The organism is Micromonospora antibiotica (genome assembly GCF_017599305.1).
GTDB classification, from domain to species: domain Bacteria; phylum Actinomycetota; class Actinomycetes; order Mycobacteriales; family Micromonosporaceae; genus Micromonospora; species Micromonospora antibiotica.
Genome location: NZ_JAGFWR010000005.1, coordinates 222,978 through 244,698, shown reverse-complemented (window position 1 = coordinate 244,698; position 21,721 = coordinate 222,978). Strand labels below are relative to the sequence as shown.

Here is a 21,721-nt window from a genome sequence, read left to right as displayed (position 1 = left end):
CTCAGACCGCGCTGAGCGCGGCCGGCTCGCCCGCCTCGGCGGCGGCCCTGGTCTCGGCGGCTTCACGTTCCAGGTGCAGGTGGTCGATGCGCAGCAGATCCTGGTTCATGGCCTGCGGGGCGATCTGGATGAACTGCCCGGCGTCCTCGTAGACCAGGCCGAGACCGCGCCAGCGCCGCAGCAACGCCGTAAGGACCGGCTCGTCGACCGACAGCCGCCGGGCCAGCGCGCTGACGCTGTGCGGCTGGTCGAGCTGCCGGAACACGGCCACCTCCACCGGGTCGGTCAGCCGCAGGACGTGCCAGTCGAAGTGCCTGCGTCGGCTGACCAGCACGATCTCGTCGCCGAGGTCGTGGTGGGTGAGCCGGCTGCGGGCGTACTCGTGCTGCCACTCGGTGACCGCCCGGTCCAGCCGGTCGGCCGTCTCGCCGCCGATGCCCTGCGGCGGTACGTCGAACAGGTACGCCAGGTCCATCAGCTCCGACTCGGGCAGGTCGTAGATCAGCCGGTACTGGGCCGCCGGCCGCAGGTCGGTGAAGCCGAGTTCGGGGCGGACGAAGAAGGGGCTGAACCGCTCGATGGCGATGCGGGTGCTCCCGTCGGCCGGGCACAGGTGGTGCAGCGCCGGCATCTGCGCGATCACCGGCAGGTAGTCGTCCTCGGTCTCGCCGGGGAACCCGTACAGGTAGTTCCAGGCGATGGTGATCCCGCTGGTCTCGGCGTCACGCAGCATCCGGATGTTGAGGCAGCCGCTGACCCCCTTGTCCATCAGCTTGAGCACCCGGCTGTTGAGGCTCTCGATGCCGGGCTGCACGCTGACCAGACCGGCGTCGGCCAGCGCCTGCACCTGCGGGCCCTTCATGTTCGACTTGATCTCGTACTGCAACCGCAGGTCGTAGTCGGATTCGGTGAGCCGGGGTAGCAGCGAGGTCACGTAGCTCATGTCGAGGATGTTGTCCACGACGAACATGTCCAGGACCTGGTGCCGCTCGACCAGCTCGATGATCTCGTCGTAGAACCTGCCCGGGTGCTTGCTGCGGAACTGCATGAACGATCCGTTGAGGCCGCAGAACGTGCAGTGGTGCTTCTCGCCCCACCAGCAGCCCCGGGCGCCCTCGACGACCAGCCGGGGCTCGACCCAGTGCTGCGCCCGGGACGCGGCCAACCGCTCGAAGTAGCCCGCGTAGTCCGGGGCGACGATCTCGGCCGGGGGCAGGGGTGTGGTGCTCATCGGATTCGCCACGGACCGGCCGTCCGGGCCGCCCCAGCACAGCCCTTCGATGTCGGCGAGCCCGCCCGCCGGCTCCGCCCCGACGGCCGCCGACCGGGCCGGGTCGAGCGCGGCGAGCAGCCGGGGGAACGCGGTCTCGCCCTCACCCCGGACCACGAAGTCGACGAACGAGAAGTTGCGGTGGATCGCGGCACCCTGCTCACCGTCGCAGTTCGCGCCGCCCATGACGGTACGGATGCCGGGTGACCGCTTCTTGATCGCCCGGGCGGTGGCGAGGGCGGCGGCGTTCTGCTGGAACGTGGAGGTGAAGCCGACGACGTCCGGTGCCTGGGCGACGATCCGGTCGGCCAGTTCCGCGACGAATTCCGGGGCCAGCCGGTGCAGCTCCAGGTTGAGCGCGAGTTCCCGTTCGGTCATCTGGGTCCGGACCCGGTCGGTGAACTCCTGCACCCGCCATTGGGGATCGTCGTACAGGGCCGAGGAGAAGACCCAGTCACCACAGCCCGCGAAATAGGTGAACAGCGAATAGTAGTAGTAGTCGCTCAATCCGAACTCGGTCCGGTCGACCACCCAGTCGACGAAGTCGAGATTCGCGTGGACGGCCTCCACTTCGGCATCCGGCATTTTCTGCCGGACACTGTTGGTGAGGATTCCAATCGCCAACGAAGGGACGTCGATGGAAGTCCATGGCATATTGACCAGCATGACCCGCACGTAACCTCTCCTCTCTCGTGAGCTGTTCGGACCGGATGACGGATACGGGGTGGGGCCACCTGCCCGGGCGGGTGGCCCCACCCCGTACGGCCGCTAGAAGCTGACCTTGACCGTGACCGTGACCGTGACGTTCGAGGCCCGGAGCTGGTCGCGGTTGCCGTTGATCGGGTCGTTCTCGACAACGTTCTTGCGCATGTCGTTCACCTCCTTTCCGTTATCGAGGGGATCGGGTCACGTGCCGGGGTCAGCCCGCCGGTCGCGCCATCGCGAGCGCCACCGGTGTGCCTTCGTCCCGCACGCCGTCGAAGTGCCGCTGCATGAACAGCAGCACGGTCTGCATCAGAGCCAGGTGGCTCTGCGCGTCGAAGTCCTCGTGACCGGCCCGCCGCCGGACCACCTGGTGGGGAATGCGGCGCTCGGCCAACAGCCGCGCGTAGTGCTCCACCGGTGCCGGCGGGCAGCGCACGTCACCCGTGGAGACGGCCAGCAGCACCGGGGCCCGGACCTGGTCGACGTAGGTGATCGGGGAGGACCGGGCGTACCGCTGCGGCACCTCGTCGGGGGTGCCGCCGAACAGCAGCACGTCCAGCGCCCGTACCGCCGGGGTGGCCGCCTCGAACGCGGCGACGTAGTCGGCGACGGGGCTGATCGCGATCCCGAGCCGCCACAGCTCCGGTTGCCGGCCGAGCGCGAGCAGGGTCAGGTAGCCGCCCCACGACGTTCCCCACAGGGCGGTGCGCCGGTCCTCGACGACGCCCGCGGCGACCAGGTGGGCCCGGACCGCGGCGAGGTCCGCCAACTGGGTGAGGCCGACCCCGGCGGAGAAGTCGTTGCGCCAGGTCGCGCCGTACCCGCTGGAGCCCCGGTAGTTGACCCGGACCACCGCGCAGCCGGTGCTGACCAGGATCTCGACCAGCGGGTCGTAGGCGTCGCGGGCGTGCTGGAACGGCCCGCCGTGGACCAGGAAGACGGCCGGTCTCGGTCCCTGCCGGTCGGCCGGCAGGGCGACCAGCGCGGGGATCGGCCCACCGGGGCCCGGCACCCGGATCTCCTCGCGGCGGTGCTCCACCGGCGTCGCGACGGGGTCCGGCCCGCCCACGTCGGGCTGACCGCCGGGGTGCTCCGGCAGCTGCACCCCACGCACGGAACGCAGCTGGGGCGGGGTCACCGAGTCGGTCCACACGTAGGCGACGTCCCCGTCGGGCCACACCGCGGCGTCCAGGATGCTGCCGGTGGGGGTGTCGACGACCGCCCGGGTCCGCCCGGCGAGGTCCACCTCGTGCAGCAGGCTGCGGGCGTGCCGGTCCTGCCGGACGAGCAGCCGCCGCCCGTCCGGGAACCAACCGGCGGTGACCTCGGTGTCGAAGCGGCACCAGTCGTGCCGGACCAGACCTTCCTCTTCGGTCCAGGTCGCCGGGAGGTAGCCGCCCTCGTCCTCGATCACCAGCAGCAGCCGGGCCGGGCCGGAGCCGGGGGCGAAACCGAGGGCCCACACCCGCCCGTCGGCGCAACCGGCGATGCCGGCCACCCGGACGCCGTCGGTGGTGACCACCGTGACCGCCGCGTCGGTGGCGGCATCGGCGCCGATCACGGCGAGCCGCCCGGCCGGATCGAGATCGACCAGGTAGGCGTAGCCGGTGACGTGGGTCCGTTCGCTCACCCGGCCGTCGCCGGTGCGCAGGAACAGGGTCATCCCGCCGTCGTCGGACAGGCCGATCGCGGTGGTGCCGTCGGTGGCCATGGCGATGCCGGCGTGGCGGGCCGGCGGCACCGACGGCAGCGCCGCGACGGACCGGTCGGGCTGGTCGAAGTCGCACGTCCGCCAGGTGCCGACGCCGCCGAGATCGTCGTCGAACCACCAGATGGTGGACCCGGTCGGGTCGAGCGCCGCCCGGATCGTGCCGGCCGCCCGGTCGGTCACCTGCCGGGCGGTGCCGGCGAGCCGGTCCCAGGTGAGGATCTCGCAGCGCCCCCCGGCGTCACCGACGTAGACCGCCCGGTGCGGCGCGTGCTCGGCGACGACCGGCAGCGCCGGATAGAACAGCCGGTGACCACGACTCATCGGCGGGCCTCCTCGGGGTCGGGGGCGGCACCGGCGGCCGGGCCGGGATCGGTGCCGTCGGTCGGGCCGGTGCCGTCGGTCGGGCCGGGGTCGGTGCCGGCCGTCGCACCGGCGCCGGCGCGGAGCTGGCGCAGGCTGACGGTGGTGTACGTGGCCAGCAGCGCCAGCGCGGCGGCGAAGACCAGGGCGACGGTGCCCGGGCTGTACCAGGCCACCAGCACCCCGGCGAGCAGCGGCGCGGGCGTCTGGAGCGCCTCGCCGACGGTGCCCATCACGGTCGCCACCCGACCCTGGAGTTCGTCGGGCGTCAACGCGATCACCCGGGACTGGAAGATGACCCCGAGCAGCGGGCTGAGCAGGAAGACCAACCCGAACAACAGCCCGTAGCTCCAGGTCTGCCGGGCCTGGGACATCGCGACGACGAGGCCGACCATGGCCCACGAGGCGAACACGATGACGGTCGTCGGCCGGACCCGGCTGAAGATCATCGGAGCGGCCAGCGCGCCGCTCAGGCCACCGACGCTGGCGATGGTGAGGATCAGGCCGATCGACGCCGCGGGGGCACCCTGCCGACCAGCGGTCAGGATGGCGTAGTAGACGAGGGCGCCGAAGGTGAAGTTGATGCCGGCCGCCCAGATCGTGACGAACCGCAGGAACGGCTGCCGCCACACGAAGCGCAGCCCGACGCGCAGGTCGGTGCGGAACGAGGTGCGCTCGGCGCGTTCGGGTGTCAGGTCGGTCCGGATGGTGGCGACGAGAGCTGCCGCGAGCAGGTAGGACAGCACGTCCGCCAGGAACGGCAGCCAGCGGGCGAGCTGGTAGAGCACCCCGCCCAACAACGGGCCGGTGAGCCGGGCGGCGTGGTTGCGGGCCTCCAACCGCGACAGTGCCTTCTGGTCGTCGGCCGGCAGCAGGCGGCGGATGGCACCGGAGCCGGCCGCCTCGTAGCCGCTCTGCGCGATCCCCTCGACGAACGCTGCGGCGGCCAGCAGGCCGAGGGTCGCCACGTCGGCCACCAGTACGAAGAAGATCGTCGACATCGCGGCGGCGGCGACCAGCAGCGAGCTGACCATCATGCGTTTACGCGGCAGCCGGTCGGCCAGCACCCCCGCCACCGGAGCGGCGACGAGCCGCCCGGCGAGGGCGAGGGCGCCGACCAGTCCGGCCGCCGCCGGTGAGCCGGTCACGGCCAGGGTGACCAGGGGAAGAACGATCCCGGACGCCTGCGACCCGAGTTGGTCGATTGCGCCGGCGATCCAGTAGAGGCGGAAATCACGGCCCCGGTGGGGGCTATTTGCGGGTTTTGTTTCCTGGCTGGGGGCAGCCGTCATTGCCCTGGCCGCATTGTGCTCATGATTTTCCCAAATATCGGTGCGAGGTTTTTCGGTACGAGTTCGCGCGATCCGGGGCTGAATTCCTTTACCCCAATGTGGAGTGGGGTGCGTATGAGGTTAACAATGCCGTGTGCCGAACGCAAGGATTCAAATACGTCTAGTTGTTCGGTGGTTATTGGGTTGTGGGGATGATGAGAGGCTTGTACGTCTCTGTTCGGATAATCCGCGCTACGCGCCGAACCTCCGAACAGTGCCCGGAGTCGACCGTTTCATTGACGACAATCTCCGCTGAATTCGTGATTTTCGACGGCGTCGCCGCAGTGGCGTCGACCGCCCGCGGTGGTCCGGCCCCCGACGCCCGAACGCCTGACGCGCCACCGCGCCCGCCTGCCCGGTGGACGACGAACGGCCGGGCCGGTGGACGACGAACGGCCGGGCCGGCGTGCTGGACGCACGCCGACCCGGCCGCCGGGTCGATCGACGGTTGCGGAGCCTGCCCCGCCGACCGACCCTCCTCCGCCAGCCCTCGTCGACCGGGGACCGGGTCCGTCAGCCGAGGACCACGCCCGTGGCGCTGACGCCGAACATCCCGGAGTTGATGTCCTCGTAGTACATCCGCCAGGCGCACTTGCGGTTGGCGGGAACGTAGCCGGTGCACGCCGTCAGCGTGTTGACGTCGTCGATGGCGGTGTTGGTGCCGGTGGCCCAGACCTGGAGGGTGTTCGCCGCGTTGACGATCTCCACCGGGCCGCCGCTGTCGCCCTGGCCGACCGCGTTGGTACGGGTGGTGCTCTCCGCCTGCACCTGGCCGCAGACCGTGGCGAAGTCACGTACGTTGATGCACAGGTCGCGGGCCTTGACCTGGATCGAGCAGCGGGTCCCCGAGTACGCCCCGGAGGTGCAGACGAAGTTGCCGACCTGGCTGGCCTGCGCGCCGATCACCTGGTTGCTGAACTCGCTGACCACCGCGCCGTTGGCGTCGGTGCTGTTGTTGAAGACCCGGCCGCCCGCGCTGGTGGTCAGCAGCAGGGTGTCGGTGCCGGTGTTGCGGATGCCGACCGCGCCGATCGTCTGACCGGTCGGGTCGGCCGCGACGACGTTGATGTTGGCGCAGTGCGCGGCGGTGAGCAGCCGCGCGACGCCGTTGCGGAACACGCCGAAGCCGGTCGAGCAGCCGCCACCGGTGGCGGTGTTGCGCCATGCGCCGCCGCCCCACCACGGGGCGGTGTCGTCCCACCGGGTGGCGGGCGTGGCGGAGACCCCGGTCTGCACGGTCACCGGGACGCCGGCCATGCTGGCCGCGCCGAGCAGGCCGCTCTGCGTACCGACGAGGAGGCCGGCGCCGTCGGCGCGCGGGCCGACCGTGGTGATCTTGTTGCCGGCCGAGCGGCGCAGCTTGGCCGCCGCGACGTCCAGCTCCCGTCGGGTGTACGCGGCGGGCAGCACCTCGGTCGGCACGGTGGCCCGGCTGGTCGCCACCAGGCTGGCCGGTGCCTCGCCCTTCCAGAAGACCTGCAGCTTACGGGCGGTGGGGTCGGCGACCACACCGGCGAAACCGGACTTGGCGTCACGCTGCGCGATCTTCGTGATTCGGGCGGCAGCGGTGTTCATCCGCTGCTGCAACGTGAGCAGCTCCTTCCAGGAGGCGAAGCCCCCGGGCACCGGCGTGCTGTCGACGAACGATCCGGTGGTGGCCGCCTTGCCGCCCGGCGCGGCGGGAGCGGGTGCGGCGGTGGCCGGCGCGGTGGCCACCCCCGCGACGAGGATCGTGACGCCGAATGCGGCGACGGCGACGCGACGCAGCATCCCTGCCGACCGCAGCACGGTCGGGTGTGGACGAGTCATGAAGTGTTCCTTCCCCAGAGTGGTGCGGGCACCAGCCCGCCCTGGGGACATTGGCAGGTGTCGAGGGTGTCCGGCGGTCCATCCTGGACACCGTTGGACACCCCCGGACAGCGTCGGACGGAGGCCCCCGGACCGGTCGCACGCCGATGGTGGGCGGGGCACATCCCATCAGGCGAAACCAGCGCGACATGGAACTGTCATACATCGGCGGTGACCTACCGGCATCGGGTGACCGGTTCTACCCTGCCGGTGTCGGCATTCCGGGGCGACGGGATGACGGGGGTGGAGGGCGCATGTCCGACCAACGGGTACCTTCGGGCGCGCGACAGGGGGGCACCGGGACGAACCGTCCCGCAGCGGCGGTGACCCACCTGGATGCCGGGGCGCAGACCGTGCAGGAGCTGGCCGGGCTGCTGCGCCAGCTGCGCCGCCGGGAGGCCCGGCAGCAGGGTGAGACCCCACTGACCTACCGCCAACTGGCGGCGAAGACCGGCTGGTCGAGGGGGGTGATCGGGGAGTACTTCGCCGGCAACATCCTGCCCCCACCGGAGCGCTTCGACACGCTGATCCGGTTGCTCGGGGCCAGCCCCGCCGAGCAGGGGGCGCTGGCCACCGCGCGGGACCGGGTCGAGGAACGCCGGCGGAACACCAACCCGGAACACCCGCCCGCCGGCCGGGCCGGCCGCGCGACCGTCCGGGCCAGAGCCGGCGGCACCCGGGCCGGCACACCGGCGGCGCGGCTTCCGGTGCCCCGGCAACTGCCCCCGGCGCTGCCCGGTTTCGTCGGGCGGGCCGCGCAGCTCGCCCAGCTCGACGCCGGTTGCGCCGGCCACGGCACGCCCGGCTGCGCCGAGTCGACCACCACGATGACCCTGTCGGGCACGGCCGGGGTCGGCAAGACGACGTTGGCGTTGCACTGGGCCCACCGGGTCGCCGACCGCTTCCCGGACGGCCAGCTCTACGTCGACCTGCGTGGCTTCGACGCCACCGGGGCGGTGGTGACGGCCGCCGAGGCGGTCCGGGGATTCCTGGAGGCCCTCGAGGTGCCGCCCGAGCGCATCCCCACCCACCTGCCCGCGCAGGTGGGCCTCTACCGCAGTCTGCTCTCCGGCCGGCGGATGCTGGTGCTGCTGGACAACGCCCGCGACGTCGAGCAGGTCCGGCCGCTGTTGGCCGGCGGCCCGAGCTGCCTGTTCCTGGTCACCAGTCGCAACCGGCTGGCCGGGCTGATCGCCACCGAGGGGGCCCGGCAGATCGCCGTCGACCTGCTCAGCACCGCCGAGGCCTGGCAACTGCTGGCCCGCCGGCTCGGCGCGGCCCGGTTGACGGGCGAACCACAGGCGGTGGAGGAAATGATCGAGCGGTGCGTACGGCTGCCGTTGGCGTTGGCCGTGCTCGCCGCGCGCGGGGCGGCGCACCCCGCGTTCCCCCTGTCCACCATCGTCACCGAGCTGCGGGAGGCGCCCCGCCTGCTGGACTCCTTCGACGGCGGGGACACCGGCACCGACGTGCAGTCGGTCTTCTCCTGGTCCTACCGGAACCTGACCCCACCGGCGGCGCGACTGTTCCGGCTGCTCGGCTCGCACCCGGGGCCGGACGTCGGGATCGCCGCAGCGGCCAGCCTGGCCGGACTGCCCCGCAGCCAGGTGTCCCGGCTGCTGGCCGAGTTGGCCCACGCCCACCTGGTCACCGAACACGCGCCCGGCCGGTTCACCGCGCACGACCTGCTGCGGGCGTACGCGGGCGAGTTGGCCGAGAGCCTCGACCCCGCCGAGGAGCGGCAGGCCGCGGTCCGGCGAGGACTGGACCACTACCTGCACACCGCGCACACGGCGGCGCTGCTGCTGCAACCCGGTCGGGACCCGGTGGTGCTGGCGACCGCCCTGCCCGGGGTGACGCCCGAGGAGTTGACCGACCACGCTGCGGCCCTGGCCTGGTTCACCACCGAGTACCCGGTGCTGTTGGCGGCGGTCTCGCACGCGCGGCGTACCGGGTTCGACGGCCATGCCTGGCAACTGGCCTGGACCCTGGTGGATTTCCTCCAGCGCCGGGGGAACTGGCTGGACCTGGCCGCCGCCCAGCAGGCCGCCCTGGCCGGGGCGCAACGGGCGGGGGACCGGGCGGGGCAGGCGAACGCCCACCGTGACCTGGCCCGGGTGCTCTACCGGTTGGGTCGGCTGGACGAGGCGGTCGCGCACTACCGGGAGGCGCTGACCCTGTTCGCCGCGTTGGGCGACCACACCGGGCAGGCGCGCACCCACCGGGCGTTCGGCGCGATGTTCGACGGGCTCGGCCGGTACGCCGAGGCGTTGGAGCACGGGCAGCGGGCGCTGGCGCTCTACCGGGCCGCCGGGCACCTGGCCGGGGAGGCCAGCGCCCGCAACGGGGTCGGCTGGGCGCACGCCCAACTCGGCCAGTACGGGCCGGCGCTGGAGCACTGCTCCCAGGCGTTGGCCCTGCTACGCCCGACCGGCGACCGGCACGGCGAGGCGAACACCTGGGACAGCCTGGGCTTCATCCACGACCGGCTGGGCCAGCACCGGCGGGCGATCCGTTGCTACGGCCTGGCGCTGGCGCTCTACCGGCGCATCGGTGACCGGTACGACGAGGCCGACACCCTGACCCGGCTCGGTGCGACCCGGCAGGCGGCGGGGGACGTACCCGGTGCCCTGCGGACCTGGCGGCGGGCGCTGGACATCTTCGACGACCTCGGCCACCCGGACGCCGCCCGCGTCCGTGACCTGCTGACCCGGGTCACCGCCGGGACAGGTGCGGGCGGGACTCCTGGCCCGGGCGTGGAGGGGAGTGGTTGATCGGTGCTGTGCCCGACAGGCCGGCCGGGGTCAGGCTCACGAAACTCTTGATCCCACCCCGGTGCGGCGGCCCGCCCGGCGCGACGCCCGCCGGGGTGCGGGCGGCCTGATGCCCCGACGGCAGGTCGTACGGGTGTCAGAACAGGGTGAGCGGTCCGGTCGGGATCGGCTCGGGCAGCGCCGCCAGCGCGGGCACCCGGGCCCGTACCTCGTCGTGGAACCGGCGGGCGAGCAGGGGTGCGTCGGCATTGTCCGGGGTGTGCACGAACATGGTCGGTGACCGGCCCTCCCGCAACCAGCCGGTGGCGATCTCGACCCAGCGCTGCCAGCCCTGCACCGTCTCCGACTCGGCGTCGCGGCCGAGGTACCTGATGATCGGCCGGTCGGTCAGCGCCGCCGTCCGCAACGGCAGGCGGGGTTTCTTCGTCCACGCCTCCCGCTCCGCGTCACTGGTCGGCGGAGTACGGAAGAACGCGGTGGTGTCGAAGGGGACCCACTCGGCCGAGGCGTCGGCGAGCACCCCTTCCAGCAGTCGCGTCGCGCCGGGCTCCCGGAAGAAGGCGGGGTGCCGGACCTCCACGGCGTACCGGTGTTCGGTAGGCAGCCGACGGAGGAAGTCGGCGAGCACGGGGACGTCCGTCGGCGCGAACGACCCCGGCAGTTGGATCCACAGGGCGTGCGCCCGGCTGCCGAGCGGCGCGATCGCGTCGAAGTAGGTCCGCAGCGGCGCGTCGGCGTCGACGAGCCGGCGTTCGTGGGTGACGGCCTTCGGCAGTTTGAGGACGAACCGGAAGTCGGGCCCGGTCTGCCGGGCCCAGGACTCCACGGTCTCCCGGGTCGGGGTGGCGTAGAACGTGGTGTTCCCCTCGACCGCGTCGCACCAGCCGGCGTAGTGCCGCAGCCGTTCCTGGGCCGCAAGCGGGTGGGCGATCAGCCGCCCCTGCCACGACCGGTGGGTCCACATCGCGCAGCCGACGTGCAACCGCATGATCCCGATCCTCTCCCGCAGCGCCGTCCGATCCGGTCCGTGGGCGCACGGTATCGGAGCGCTGGCGACCCGCGTCGGGCGGACCGGTACCGGAACTGCCGGGCGACGGGTGCCCTGCTGGAAGACGGGTGCGGCGGCCCGCCCGGGTCGGGTGGGCCGCCGCGCCGGTGGATCAGGTGATCGAGGCGAGGAGGAAAGTGGCGGAGCAGCTGACCGCGCCGTTGTTGGTGTAGTAGGCGAGGTACTGCCGCTGGACGGTGCCGTCGGAGTTCACCACCTGCTGGTAGTAGCTGCTGGTGACGCCGAACTGGCAGGTGCTGGTGGACACGGCGGGGTTGAGGCCGGGCAGGTAGACCAGCGTCGTCGGGTTGGCGTTGTACCACACCGATCCGCTGCTGGCCGACGGTGCGAGCGTGCCGGTGGACCAGGTGGTCGAGGTCGACGTGTTGCCCAGCAGCGCGGTGCCGGCGCAGGTGATGGAGCCGACGTTCTTGACGGTGAAGTAGAACTTGCGCTCACCGTTGGTCTGCCGGGCGTACCAGGAGCTGGTCACCTCCAACTGGCAGGGGGTCGCGCTGGTGGCGCCGCTGGGCGCCACCCCGGGCAGGAACGCCATGTTGGCCGGGTTGTTGTTCCAGACCGAGGTGACCGAGCCGCCGGGGGAGATGCCGCCGAGAGCCCAGCTGGCCCCGGAGTTCAGCGAGCTGAGCATGACCTGGGTGCCGCAGGCGATCGCGCCGGTGTTGCGGATGGTCCAGTTGAACCGGCGCTCACCACTGTAGAGCTGGGTGTACCAGCTCCGGGTCACCTGGAACTGGCACGGCTGGGTGGTGCTGGCCCCGGTGGGGGAGAGCCCGACCTGGTAGACGGCGCCGGCCGGGTTGTTGTTCCACTGCCAGTTCTGGGTGGCGCCCGCGGCGAGGGTGCCCGAGTACCAGGAGGCGACGAGGGTGGTCTTGGCGGCGCGGTCGGGGGCCGACCGGGCGGCGTCGGGGGCGGCCGATGCGGCGGTCGCGCCGAGGGCTGTGGTGAGGAGCAGCGCTGTGGTGGTGAGCGCGGCGAGGCGTTTCATCGTTCCGAGCATGAGGGGACGGAACCTCCTCCGGTCTACAGAGACCGATATCGATTAGTGGCCCCACTGATGTTGCGGTACGGGTCCACAGGATCACCGTGAGTGTCGGGATTTACTCACCGCGAAGTTCATCGTCAACCCGTGGTTGACGATTGAGGGCGCGTCAACCTATGGTTGACGCATGACGGAACCCACTCAACTCCCGCACCCTGTCCGCCTCGACGAGCTGATCCAGGCCATCAAGCAGGCCCGTCCCGCCGCCCTCGACCAGCTCAGCGACGCGGTGCTCGTCGCCGACCACCTCGGCGACCTCGCCGACCACCTGATCGGCCACTTCGTCGACCAGGCCCGCCGCTCCGGTGCCTCCTGGACCGAGATCGGCAACAGCATGGGGGTGAGCAAGCAGGCTGCCCAGAAGCGTTCCGCCACGAAGGCCGACGCGGCGGCGGCCCTGGACCCCAACGCGGGTTTCAGCCGGTTCACCCCGCGCGCCCGCAACGTGGTGATCGCCTCGCAGGAGGAGGCCCGGGGCGCCGGCAACGCCGAGATCCGACCGGAACACCTGGTGCTCGGCCTGCTCGCCGAACCGGACGGCCTCGCCGCCAAGGCCCTGCTCGCCGAGGGGTTGAGCCCGGCGGCCGTCCGGGAGGCGGTCGCGGCGACACTGCCCGCCCCGACCGACCAGGTCCCCGACCTGATCCCGTACGACGGGCAGGGCAAGAAAGCCCTCGAACTCACCTTCCGGGAGGCGTTGCGGCTCGGGCACAACTACATCGGCACCGAGCACGTCCTGCTGGCCCTGTTGGAGCTGGAGGACGGTGCGGGCGTGCTGTCCGGCCTGGGCCTGACCAAGAACGGGGTCGAGGCACGGGTGGCCGCCGCGCTCTCCGGGCGGTAGCGCACCCCCGTCGGCGGCCGGGACGACGCACACCGGCCCGGCGGGACCGGGCGGTCCCACCGACGGCCGGGCGCGGGACCGGGATGCCCGGCCACCGGTGAGTCAGTCGGTGGCCGGGAAGCCGTAACGCAGGGCGTGCTCCGGGTCGGCCGGGTCGATCTGCCGGACCCCGGCGTCGGCGAGTCGCTTGTTGACCTCGTCGAGCTGCTCGCGCACCAGCCGGGCCTCCTCCTCGGTGACCCGGCCCCGGTGCGGCCTCCCGGCGTGGTCGAGGGTGCCGTAGTCGATCTTCTCGGTGCTCTTGCGGGCCTTCGGCGGACGGACCCGCTCCGCCGTCCGCAACAGCTGCGCCATCGGCGTGTCCGTCGCCATCGCGTCGAACTCGCTCGCGGTCAGCACCACCCGGCGCGGCTCCCCGCCCGCGTGCAGGTCGTGGATCTCGACCACCGCCACGTCGAGCGCGGCGTCGTCGATGCCCTCCACCTCGGTCACGGTGGCGTCCAACTGCACGGGCCCGGCCACCAGGTCGGGATGCTCCAGCACGACGACCCGGACCACCTCGTCGTCGGGACGCAGCACGGTGCCGCTGAAGTCGGAGACGTGGATCGTCTTCTTGCCCATGCGCTGCGCTTCTCCTGTCGCTGGCCGGAATCGACCACAAGACGCTACCCGACAGGTGTGCGAACGCCCCGGCCGGACACCCCGGTAGGGGCGCCGGTCCGCATCTCAGTGGGCGGTGAGACCGCGTCGGGCGGAGGAGCCGGCGGGGAGGGTGTCGAGTTCGCTCCAGGAGAGTCGTCCCTCGACGCCGCGACCGCACCGGATCTCCCGGTACCGCGGTTGGGCGGGGAAGAGGCCGGTGGCCTCCGCCGTACCCCAGAAACACACGCCGTGCTGCTGGTATCGGTCATTCGGCTGCATGGGCATGACCATTACCGTCCCAAAGAAAGGTGTACATGTATGGAAATAGATATGACGCATCGTCGATGGACCGGGTTCCGGTGAGGCAGGTCACGGTCCATTCCTCTGCTACCCGCGCACCGCCATCGGCAACCGGACCGCCGTCGGTGGCGGTGCGGCGTACCGTGGATCATGGGATGGCCACCGGGTGAGAGGGGCGGGCGGTGCTGGAGCGGCGGTTGTACCTGCACCTGGCGACCTGGCTCGGGCAGTGGCCGGCCGGCCCCGGTCTGCACGTGGTCGGCTCCTGGCGGCGCACCCGCCCGGCCTGGGACGGCCGTCTCCGCCCGGCGATCGCCGTCCGGGTCGCCGGCAGCACGGTGCTCTCCGTGCCGCCGCGACGGGTCGAAGCCGTCCGGGCGCTCGCCGCGAGGTCACGATCCGCGCTGCACGAGGCCCTGCCGGCCATGGTCGGGCAGCCCGGCTGGGTGGTCCACGACGACGTGTTCCGGTGGTGTCTCACCCCGCCGGCGCTGCCCGACGTCGGCGGGTGGACCGCTCCCACCGATCCGGCCCTGCCGCCCTGGCTGCACCTGTTCGACTCCGACGTGCTCGTGGTCCGCGACGACGACGGCGGCTACCTGGCTGGTGTCGGGATCAAACGCCACGACGCGTACGGGCACGAACTGGCGGTCGGCACGGTCCCGGCGGCGCGCGGCCGGGGGCTGGCCCGCAGACTCGTCGCGCAGGCCGCCCGGCGGGTGCTCGACGAGGGTGCGGTGCCGACCTACCGCCACGACCCCGCGAACCTCGGTTCCGCCCGGGTCGCCGAGGCGGCCGGTTTCCCCGACCGGGGCTGGTCGTCGTGCGGCGTCTACCCGCCCTGACCGGCGTCCGGTGGCGGTACGGGTGGCGTCCAGCCCGAGATGGGCACCCGGTCGCTCGCCGGCCAGGTCGGTCGGATGGCGCGCGGACCGTGGATCCCGGGCCGGATCCACGGTCCGCAAACCGCCCCAGGCCCCGCCGTGACCGGCGCCGCCGGCCGACCTACGGCGCTGGTTACGCTATGTGCTCGTTGGCGTGCCGGGCAAGGGGTGCCCGGCGCGTTGACATTGTCCGGTAGTGGACTTGAGCTGCCCAGACAGGTGGCCGGCATCCCGGCGCGCTCCGGTGACGCACCGTGCTGTGCAGGCGGCCGGAGATGCTCCGGCGGCTGCCCGGCCGAACGATGTCAGGGGCCACCGGTATGGTCGGCCGTCGCGGCGAGGGTCGGCGCGCGGTCAGCGGTGGCCGGCGAAGCGGAAATGGACGGGTATGCAGCTGCCGACGCCGGGCGAGGAGTCCGGCCGGGTGGTGCTGGCACCGGAGGGTGACCTGGACATCGCCACCGTTCCCGGGCTGGAACACGCTCTCGACGAGGCGCTCGGCCGGGCCGGCCTGTTGGAGATCGTCGTCGACCTCGCCGCCGTCACCTTCCTCGACTCCACGGCGGTGGCCGCACTGCTGCGCGGGGCGGCCGAGGCGGTCGGCCGGGGAGCCACCCTGCGGCTGGTCGACCCGCAACCGGTGGTGTCCCGGGTGCTGCGGATCACCGCGGTCGGGCGGCTGCTCGGCCTCCCCGACGACCACGGCGACCGGCCCCCCGGCGTCGCCGACCCGGCCCCCTGGCGTCGCTGACCGACCTCCCCGGGCGACCACGGCAACTGTCCCCGCCGGGCCCCCGGGTGTCGTCGGCCGGCTGCCGGTGGGGGACCGGCGGGTGAGCACCGGTCCGTGAAGTGCCCCGGCGCGGACGGCGGCCGTGACCCGGCGTCGTCGGCCGGCCCCGGCGTCGCCGGTCGGGCCGGGCCCGGCAGGCAGGTCCTGACTCAGTCGGTCAGGCCGAGCACCTCCGCCGCCGCGCGACCGTTGGCATGACTCGCGCCGTAGGTGGTGACGAAGGCCCGCACCCCGCTCGGTCGCCACCGCCCCGGCCAGCCCATCTCCAGCACCGTCAGCGCGTGTGTCGCGGCCAGCGACCCGACGAGGGCCGGCCCGCCGGGCAACCGGTGCAGGTGCCGGCCGACCAGTACGATCGGCCGCCCGGCGGCGAGACGCCGCAACGCTGCCGGATCCGCCTCGGCGGCAACCACCCGGACCTGCTCGACCCGGGACAGGTGAGGGCCCAGCCCCCAGGGCACCCGCCCCTCGGCGATGGTGGCGGCGGCGTACACCTGCACCACGAGGGGCCGTTCCCCCCGGGGCAGCTCGCCCTCCACCCGGACGGCCCGGCGGGCAGCCCGGTAACCGATGCCGGGCGGGCCTGACCCGGGCGTGCGGTCAGCGCCGGCCGGGAGGGGGCGGGGTTGGCTTGCGACCCGGGTCCAGGCGGCGAGCGCGGCGACCCGGCCGGCGGCCTGTTCCACCCGGGCCCGGTCCAGCCGGCCGTCGCCGATCGCTCCGACGATCTCGGCCACCACCCGCTCGACCAGCGCGGCGTCCACCCGCGCGCCCACGCAGAGCAGGTCCGCCCCGGCGGCCAGCGCCCGTACGGCGGCGGGGCCGACCCCACCGGCGGCGACGGCCGCGCCCTTCATCTCCAACGCGTCGGTGATCACCGTGCCGGTGAAGCCGAGTTCGCCGCGCAGCAGGTCGACCAGGACGGCCCGACTGAAGGTGGCCGGCCCGTCCCCGGTCAGCGCCGGCACCCGGATGTGCGCCGTCATGACCGCCTGTACGCCCGCGTCGACCGCCGCAGCGAAGGGCGGCAGGTCCCGGGCCCGCAGCAGCGCCGTGTCGGCGTCCACCGTGGGCAGCTCGTGGTGCGAATCGGCGACGGTCGCGCCGTGGCCCGGGAAGTGCTTGGCGCAGGCCGCCACCCCGACCGACTGGAGACCCGCCACGGCAGCTGCCGTGTGGGCGGCGACCCGCCCCGGGTCGGCCCCGAACGAACGGGTGCCGATCACCGGGTTCTCGTCGGCGGTGTTCACGTCCACCGTGGGGGCCAGGTCGACGGTGACGCCGACGGCGGCGAGTTCGCCGCCGATGGCCGCATAGATCCGCCGGGTGAGTGTGGTGTCGTCGACCACGCCGAGCGCCGCGTTGCCCGGGTACGGGCTGCCGGTGGCGTGGGCGAGCCGGGTGACGTCACCACCCTCCTCGTCGATGGCGACCAGCACGTCCGACCGGGCGGTACGCAGCGCGGCGGTGCTCGCCGCCAGCTGGGCCGGGTCGTGCACGTTGGTGCCGAAGAGGGTGTGCCCGGCCAGTCCCTCGGCGACCAGGTCGACCGCCCAGTCCGGTGGCACCGGCCCCGGGTAGGCGGCCAGCAGTGTGCCCAGCGCCAGCCGGCGCAGCCCCGGATCCCCCACCTGAATCTCCTTTCCGCCGGTGTGTGCCGTACGGCTGCCCGGATGTCCCGGGTTTGCGGCCCTGTGCCGCCGGATGGCACGAGTGTCGGCGCGGCCGGCCGGGTCGTCCGAGTTTCCCGGCGTGGGTCGGCCGATACGCTACGGACATCCCTGACCAGCGCGATTCGTTAGCAGAGTTTACGAAAAACAGAGGACGTGGCATGAGTGCGACCCGGCTGCCCGGCACCCCCCGACTGTTGCGGGCGCTCAACGACCGTGCGGCGCTGGAACTCCTGCTCGAACGCGGCCCGCTCACCCGGGCCCGCCTCGGTGAGCTGACCGGCCTGTCCAAGGTCACCGCCTCGCAGCTGGTCGAGCGGCTGGAGGAGCGGGGTCTGGTCGCCCGGGTCGGCGAGCAGGCCGGTGGGCGGGGGCCGAACGCGCAGCTCTACGCCGTCCGACCGGGCAGCGCGTACGTGGTCGGGGTGGACGTGGGGGCGGAGCGGGTGGTGGCCGCCTGCGCGGACATCACCGGTGCGGTGGTCAGCCAGGTCGAACAGTCCACCCGGGACACCGACGACCCGGTCGGCGTGGTGCACACCGCGGTGGTGCAGGCGGCCAGCCGGGCCGGCGCGCACCTGGACAACGTACGGCGGGTGGTGCTCGGCACCCCGGGTCTGGTCGACCCGACCACCGGCGACATCACCTTCGCCTTCAACCTGCCCCGCTGGCACCGGGGGCTGCTCGCCGCGCTGCGGGAGGACCTGCACACCCCGGTCGTGTTCGAGAACGACGTCAACCTGGCCGCCGTCGCGGAGGCGCAGTCCGGGGCGGCGCAGGGGATGACGGATTTCGTGCTGGTCTGGGTGGGTGCCGGCGTCGGCCTGGCGATCATGCTGGGTGGCCGGCTGCACCACGGCAGCAGCGGCGCGGCCGGCGAGATCGGTTACCTGCCGGTGCCGGGGGTGCCGATCCCCCGGGACGTCTCGCGCCGGGCCAAGCCGGCGTTCCAGCAGCTCGCCGGGGCGGACGCGGTCCGGGCGGTGGCCCGTGAGCACGGCGTCGACGCGCCCGACGCGGCCGACGCGGTGCGCGCCGCCATCGCCGCCGGCACCGCCGGTGGCCCGCTCCTCGACGAACTCGCCCGCCGGCTCGCCCTCGGCGTGGCCAGCACCTGCGTGGTGCTGGACCCGCCGCTGGTGGTGCTGGCCGGTGAGGTCGGGCAGGCCGGTGGCGCGGCGCTGGCCGAGCGGGTGCAGCACGAGGTGGCGGCGATCACCCTGGTCCGGCCCCGGGTGGTGCCGACCGGGCTGACCGAGGAGCCGATCCTGCGGGGGGCGCTGCGCACCGCGCTGGACGCCGTCCGGGACGAGGTGTTCGGGTCGACCGTCGGGTGACCGCCCACCCCGCCCGCTCGCCATCATGAAGGAATACTTCACTAGCTCGTCGTACTCGGCAAAATGTTGTCGGGTGTGGCGCGGTGGGCCGTCGACTAGAGCAGGTCGCGGCGGCGGAAGGCGGCGAACGCGGACCCGGTGACCGCACCGGTCAGCGCCAACAGCACCAGCAGCGCCGGTCCCCAGGTGATCACGTAGGTGCCGCCGTCGCAGACGCCGCTGCCCGGCGGACAACCCCGGTCGTCCCAGAGCTCCAACCGACCGGACAACCACGCGCCCAGGTAGTTGGAGAGCATCAACAGGTCCGCCCGGGCCACGTCGAGGATCTGCAGCACCAGCCGGGCGCCCAGCTCCCAGACCACGGCGTACGCGGCGACCGCGCCGAGCGCCGCCGAGGTGTGCCGGCCCAACGTGGCGATCCCGAAGCCGAGCACCGTCGTCAGCAGCACCAGCACCAGACCCCGCCCGTAGATGGCGCCGAGCTGCCCCCAGAACTCCCCGCCCAGCGGGCCCGGCACACCGGCCGTCTGCCCGATCGTCCAGAAGGTGCCCAGGTAGAGCGCCGACGCCAGCACCGACAGCGCGGCCACCACCCCGACCAGGGTGCCCAACTTCGTGCCGAGCACGGTGAGTCGACCCGGCCGCCACAGCAGCAGGTTGACCACCCCGCCGGAGTTCAGGTCGGCCCCGATGTACGACGCGCCCACCAGGAAGCCGAACAGCACCAGGAACGCGATCAGGAAGTAGAGCAGCCCCCGCGCCTCCTCGGAGAAGACGAAGACCGAGGTGAGGTAGTCGGTGGCCAGCGGCAGCCGCTCCATCCGCGCCGGGTCCAGCTCCCCGCAGTCGGCCGGCACGTACCCGGCGTCCTCCATGATCGGGATCTCGCCCGCCCTGATCCGCAGGCAGCGGGTGTGGTCCGCCTCCATCGCGGCCACCGCCTGCGCGGCCTGCGTCTGCGCGGCGTACATCTCCTGCGTCGTCGGCCGGTGCGAGCCGAGCAGGGTGGTCGCGGTGGTCACCGTGAAGGCCACCGCGAGCAGCAGCACCATCAGTTGGACGAAGCGTCGGGCGGCCAACCGCTCCACCTCGGCACGGACCAGGTTCACGCGTCCACCCTCCGACCTTCGGTCCGGTCAAGTTCGATCAGCGGCTCAGCGGCGGCGCCGGTGTCAGCGGGGAGGGCGTCGTCCGCAGCGGTGCCGTCCGACTGCCGGGGTGGGGTCGCCCCGGCGGTGAGTTCGAGGAAGACACTCTCCAGGTCCGGCCGGATCGGGGTCAGTTCGCGGACCCACAGGCCCTGGCCGCCGAGGGTGCTGCTGATCAGTTCCGACTCCGGTGCGCCCCCGACCACCAGCACGTCGTCTGGGTGGACGGTGACCGTCAGCCCGACCATCCGCAGCAGCTCCGCGCCCCGCTCCGGCTCGGCCACCCGGACCCGCCACTCGTGCGGGTCGTGCCCGGCCAGCACGTCGTCCACCCGACCGGCGGCCACCCGACGCCCCCGCGCGATGATCGTGACGTGGTCGCAGATCAGCTGGATCTCGGCGAGCAGGTGGCTCGACACCAGCACGGTCACCCCGGCCTCGGCGAGGGTGCGCATCAGCTCGCGCATCTCCCGCATACCGGCCGGGTCCAGGCCGTTCGCCGGCTCGTCCAGGATCAGCAGCTCCGGGTTCTTCAGCAACGCCGACGCGACGGCGAGACGCTGCTTCATGCCCAGCGAATAGCCCTTCACCCGGTCCTCGCCCCGGTCCCGCAGACCCACCTGGTCGAGCACCTCGTCCACCCGCGACGTCGGCACACCCCCGGCGACCGCCAGCAACCGCAACGTACGGTGCCCGGTGAAGTTGCCGAAGAACTGCGGGCTCTCCACGATCGCGCCGACCCGCCCGGCGACCCGACCCAACTGCTCCGGGGCCGACGCGCCCAGTACCCGCAGCTCACCGGCATCGGCGTTGACCAGCCCCAGCAGGGCGCGCAGCGTGGTGGTCTTGCCGGAGCCGTTGGGGCCGAGGAAGCCGTGCACCTGGCCCGCCTCGACGACCATGTCGAAACCGTCCACCGCCACCCGGCTGCCCCGGCGCAGGGTACGGAACGTCTTGCGCAGACCGGCTATCTCGATGACCGCGCTCATCCGCACCGCTCCTCGTCGCTCACGGGCATGGGCCGTCCTCCGGGTGTGGTGACCAATGACACGGTGCCCCACCCTATGGCCGGGCCACCGCCCGTGGGGGGCGGTCTCGGGCTGCGTGGTTGGATGGAGCGGTGACTGCTGACCCGTTCCCCGCCGCAGCCGCCCCCTCGCCCGTGGACGCGGATGTGGTGGTCAGCCTGGACGGCGTCGCCGTCCGGCGATCCGGCACCGCCCTGCTGCACGACGTCGACTGGCAGGTCGAGCTGGACGAACGCTGGGTGGTGCTCGGCCCCAACGGCGCCGGCAAGACCACCCTGCTCAACCTCGCCTGCGGTCGGCTGCACCCGAGCGCGGGTGTGGCGCACGTGCTCGGCGAGCGGATCGGTCGTACCGACCTCACCGAGCTGCGGACCCGGATCGGGTTGACCACCGCCGCGGTGGCCGAGCGGATTCCCACCGAGGAACGGGTCAGCGACGTCGTGGTCACCGCCGCCTGGTCGGTGGTCGGCCGCTGGCGGGAGAGCTACGACCCGGCCGACGAGGCCCGCGCCCGTGCCCTGCTCGGGCAGCTCGGCGTCGGGCACCTGGCGGACCGGACGTACGGCACCCTCTCCGAGGGCGAGCGCAAGCGGGTGCAGATCGCCCGCGCCCTGATGACCGATCCGGAGCTGCTGCTGCTCGACGAACCGACCGCCGGGCTCGACCTGGGTGGGCGCGAGGACCTGGTCGGCCGGCTCGCCGAGCTGGCGTACGACCCGGACGCCCCGGCGATGGTGCTGGTCACCCACCACGTCGAGGAGATCCCGCCCGGCTTCACCCACGCGTTGCTGCTGCGTGACGGCGCGGTGGTCGCCCAGGGACTGCTCGCCGACACGCTGACCGGCGACAACCTCAGCAAGACCTTCGGTCTGCCCCTGCTGGTCGAACGCCACGGCCCCCGCTGGACCGCCCGCGCCACCTAACCCCACCCTGCCCCACCCCACCCCACCCCCACTTCGATC

Annotated in this window: 17 protein-coding genes; 6 read left to right on the top strand and 11 right to left on the bottom strand. The window is 72.9% G+C overall.

The annotated features are described in order from the left end of the window. Position 1 precedes the first annotated feature (1 nt). From JQN83_RS12880 to JQN83_RS12865, 4 genes are all read right to left on the bottom strand, one after another. Positions 2-1,936 (bottom strand): RiPP maturation radical SAM C-methyltransferase, encoded by a 1,935-nt coding sequence (locus JQN83_RS12880; protein ID WP_372444020.1) that lies wholly within the window; start codon positions 1,934-1,936, stop codon positions 2-4. 253 nt (positions 1,937-2,189) lie between these two features. After that, positions 2,190-4,007, bottom strand: coding sequence for an alpha/beta hydrolase family protein (locus tag JQN83_RS12875; protein WP_208567346.1), 1,818 nt, complete (start codon positions 4,005-4,007; stop codon positions 2,190-2,192). Further along, positions 4,004-5,338: an MFS transporter gene (locus JQN83_RS12870; RefSeq protein WP_208567345.1), complete on the bottom strand. Its 1,335-nt coding sequence runs from the start codon at positions 5,336-5,338 to the stop codon at positions 4,004-4,006. Before JQN83_RS12870 ends, JQN83_RS12875 begins: the two co-directional genes overlap by 4 nt. Before the next feature lie 552 nt (positions 5,339-5,890). Then, the gene (locus tag JQN83_RS12865; RefSeq protein WP_208567344.1) at positions 5,891-7,186 is read right to left on the bottom strand and encodes a chymotrypsin family serine protease; all 1,296 of its coding nucleotides are present in this window, start codon (positions 7,184-7,186) and stop codon (positions 5,891-5,893) included. A gap of 362 nt (positions 7,187-7,548) precedes the next feature. Here JQN83_RS12865 and JQN83_RS33775 point away from each other — a divergent pair, with 362 nt between their 5' ends. Then, positions 7,549-9,999, top strand: a complete 2,451-nt coding sequence (locus JQN83_RS33775; RefSeq protein ID WP_307799215.1) for an ATP-binding protein — start codon at positions 7,549-7,551, stop codon at positions 9,997-9,999. Between the two features lie 136 nt (positions 10,000-10,135). On the opposite strand, the gene JQN83_RS12855 is transcribed toward JQN83_RS33775, so the two are convergent. After that, complete coding sequence (locus tag JQN83_RS12855; protein ID WP_504739795.1) at positions 10,136-10,987, bottom strand: DUF72 domain-containing protein; 852 nt, start codon at positions 10,985-10,987, stop codon at positions 10,136-10,138. A gap of 172 nt (positions 10,988-11,159) precedes the next feature. Continuing rightward, entirely contained in the window at positions 11,160-12,059 is a 900-nt protein-coding gene (locus JQN83_RS12850) for a hypothetical protein (protein WP_208567342.1), read from the bottom strand. A 181-nt stretch (positions 12,060-12,240) separates the two neighbouring features. Between JQN83_RS12850 and JQN83_RS12845 the strand changes: the two genes are divergently transcribed. Continuing rightward, positions 12,241-12,957: a Clp protease N-terminal domain-containing protein gene (locus tag JQN83_RS12845; protein WP_208567341.1), complete on the top strand. Its 717-nt coding sequence runs from the start codon at positions 12,241-12,243 to the stop codon at positions 12,955-12,957. A gap of 102 nt (positions 12,958-13,059) precedes the next feature. Here JQN83_RS12845 and JQN83_RS12840 read toward each other — a convergent pair whose 3' ends face one another. Continuing rightward, complete coding sequence (locus tag JQN83_RS12840) at positions 13,060-13,578, bottom strand: hypothetical protein (protein ID WP_208567340.1); 519 nt, start codon at positions 13,576-13,578, stop codon at positions 13,060-13,062. A 105-nt stretch (positions 13,579-13,683) separates the two neighbouring features. Beyond that, positions 13,684-13,878 (bottom strand): DNA repair protein, encoded by a 195-nt coding sequence (locus tag JQN83_RS12835; protein ID WP_244252307.1) that lies wholly within the window; start codon positions 13,876-13,878, stop codon positions 13,684-13,686. Between the two features lie 203 nt (positions 13,879-14,081). On the opposite strand from JQN83_RS12835, the gene JQN83_RS12830 reads away from it, so the two are divergent. Both JQN83_RS12830 and JQN83_RS12825 read left to right on the top strand, forming a co-directional pair. Next, positions 14,082-14,744 carry a GNAT family N-acetyltransferase gene (locus JQN83_RS12830; RefSeq protein WP_208567338.1) on the top strand — a complete coding sequence of 221 codons (663 nt, stop codon included), beginning with the start codon at positions 14,082-14,084 and terminating at the stop codon, positions 14,742-14,744. Positions 14,745-15,171: 427 nt separating this feature from the next. Next, complete coding sequence (locus tag JQN83_RS12825) at positions 15,172-15,534, top strand: STAS domain-containing protein (protein WP_208567337.1); 363 nt, start codon at positions 15,172-15,174, stop codon at positions 15,532-15,534. Between the two features lie 191 nt (positions 15,535-15,725). Here JQN83_RS12825 and JQN83_RS12820 read toward each other — a convergent pair whose 3' ends face one another. Beyond that, positions 15,726-17,207, bottom strand: coding sequence for a glycoside hydrolase family 3 N-terminal domain-containing protein (locus JQN83_RS12820; RefSeq protein ID WP_208567336.1), 1,482 nt, complete (start codon positions 17,205-17,207; stop codon positions 15,726-15,728). A gap of 200 nt (positions 17,208-17,407) precedes the next feature. Between JQN83_RS12820 and JQN83_RS12815 the strand changes: the two genes are divergently transcribed. After that, positions 17,408-18,583: an ROK family transcriptional regulator gene (locus JQN83_RS12815; RefSeq protein ID WP_208567335.1), complete on the top strand. Its 1,176-nt coding sequence runs from the start codon at positions 17,408-17,410 to the stop codon at positions 18,581-18,583. Between the two features lie 95 nt (positions 18,584-18,678). Here the strand turns inward: JQN83_RS12815 and JQN83_RS12810 are convergent, their stop codons facing one another. Together JQN83_RS12810 and JQN83_RS12805 are read right to left on the bottom strand one after the other, a co-directional pair. Then, positions 18,679-19,692: an ABC transporter permease gene (locus JQN83_RS12810; protein ID WP_208567334.1), complete on the bottom strand. Its 1,014-nt coding sequence runs from the start codon at positions 19,690-19,692 to the stop codon at positions 18,679-18,681. After that, complete coding sequence (locus JQN83_RS12805) at positions 19,689-20,720, bottom strand: ABC transporter ATP-binding protein (RefSeq protein WP_208567333.1); 1,032 nt, start codon at positions 20,718-20,720, stop codon at positions 19,689-19,691. Before JQN83_RS12805 ends, JQN83_RS12810 begins: the two co-directional genes overlap by 4 nt. A 131-nt stretch (positions 20,721-20,851) precedes the next feature. Between JQN83_RS12805 and JQN83_RS12800 the strand changes: the two genes are divergently transcribed. After that, positions 20,852-21,682 carry an ABC transporter ATP-binding protein gene (locus JQN83_RS12800; protein WP_307799214.1) on the top strand — a complete coding sequence of 277 codons (831 nt, stop codon included), beginning with the start codon at positions 20,852-20,854 and terminating at the stop codon, positions 21,680-21,682. Positions 21,683-21,721: the final 39 nt, after the last annotated feature.

Coding starts and splice junctions, on each gene's coding strand:
- JQN83_RS12815 (WP_208567335.1), top strand. CDS start 17,408: ATGAGTGCGACCCGGCTGCCCGGCACCCCCCGACTGTTGCGGGCGCTC.
- JQN83_RS12805 (WP_208567333.1), bottom strand. CDS start 20,720: ATGAGCGCGGTCATCGAGATAGCCGGTCTGCGCAAGACGTTCCGTACC.
- JQN83_RS12870 (WP_208567345.1), bottom strand. CDS start 5,338: ATGACGGCTGCCCCCAGCCAGGAAACAAAACCCGCAAATAGCCCCCAC.
- JQN83_RS12875 (WP_208567346.1), bottom strand. CDS start 4,007: ATGAGTCGTGGTCACCGGCTGTTCTATCCGGCGCTGCCGGTCGTCGCC.
- JQN83_RS12880 (WP_372444020.1), bottom strand. CDS start 1,936: ATGCTGGTCAATATGCCATGGACTTCCATCGACGTCCCTTCGTTGGCG.
- JQN83_RS12845 (WP_208567341.1), top strand. CDS start 12,241: ATGACGGAACCCACTCAACTCCCGCACCCTGTCCGCCTCGACGAGCTG.
- JQN83_RS12850 (WP_208567342.1), bottom strand. CDS start 12,059: ATGAAACGCCTCGCCGCGCTCACCACCACAGCGCTGCTCCTCACCACA.
- JQN83_RS12825 (WP_208567337.1), top strand. CDS start 15,172: ATGCAGCTGCCGACGCCGGGCGAGGAGTCCGGCCGGGTGGTGCTGGCA.
- JQN83_RS12835 (WP_244252307.1), bottom strand. CDS start 13,878: ATGCAGCCGAATGACCGATACCAGCAGCACGGCGTGTGTTTCTGGGGT.
- JQN83_RS12855 (WP_504739795.1), bottom strand. CDS start 10,987: ATGCGGTTGCACGTCGGCTGCGCGATGTGGACCCACCGGTCGTGGCAG.
- JQN83_RS12865 (WP_208567344.1), bottom strand. CDS start 7,186: ATGACTCGTCCACACCCGACCGTGCTGCGGTCGGCAGGGATGCTGCGT.
- JQN83_RS12840 (WP_208567340.1), bottom strand. CDS start 13,578: ATGGGCAAGAAGACGATCCACGTCTCCGACTTCAGCGGCACCGTGCTG.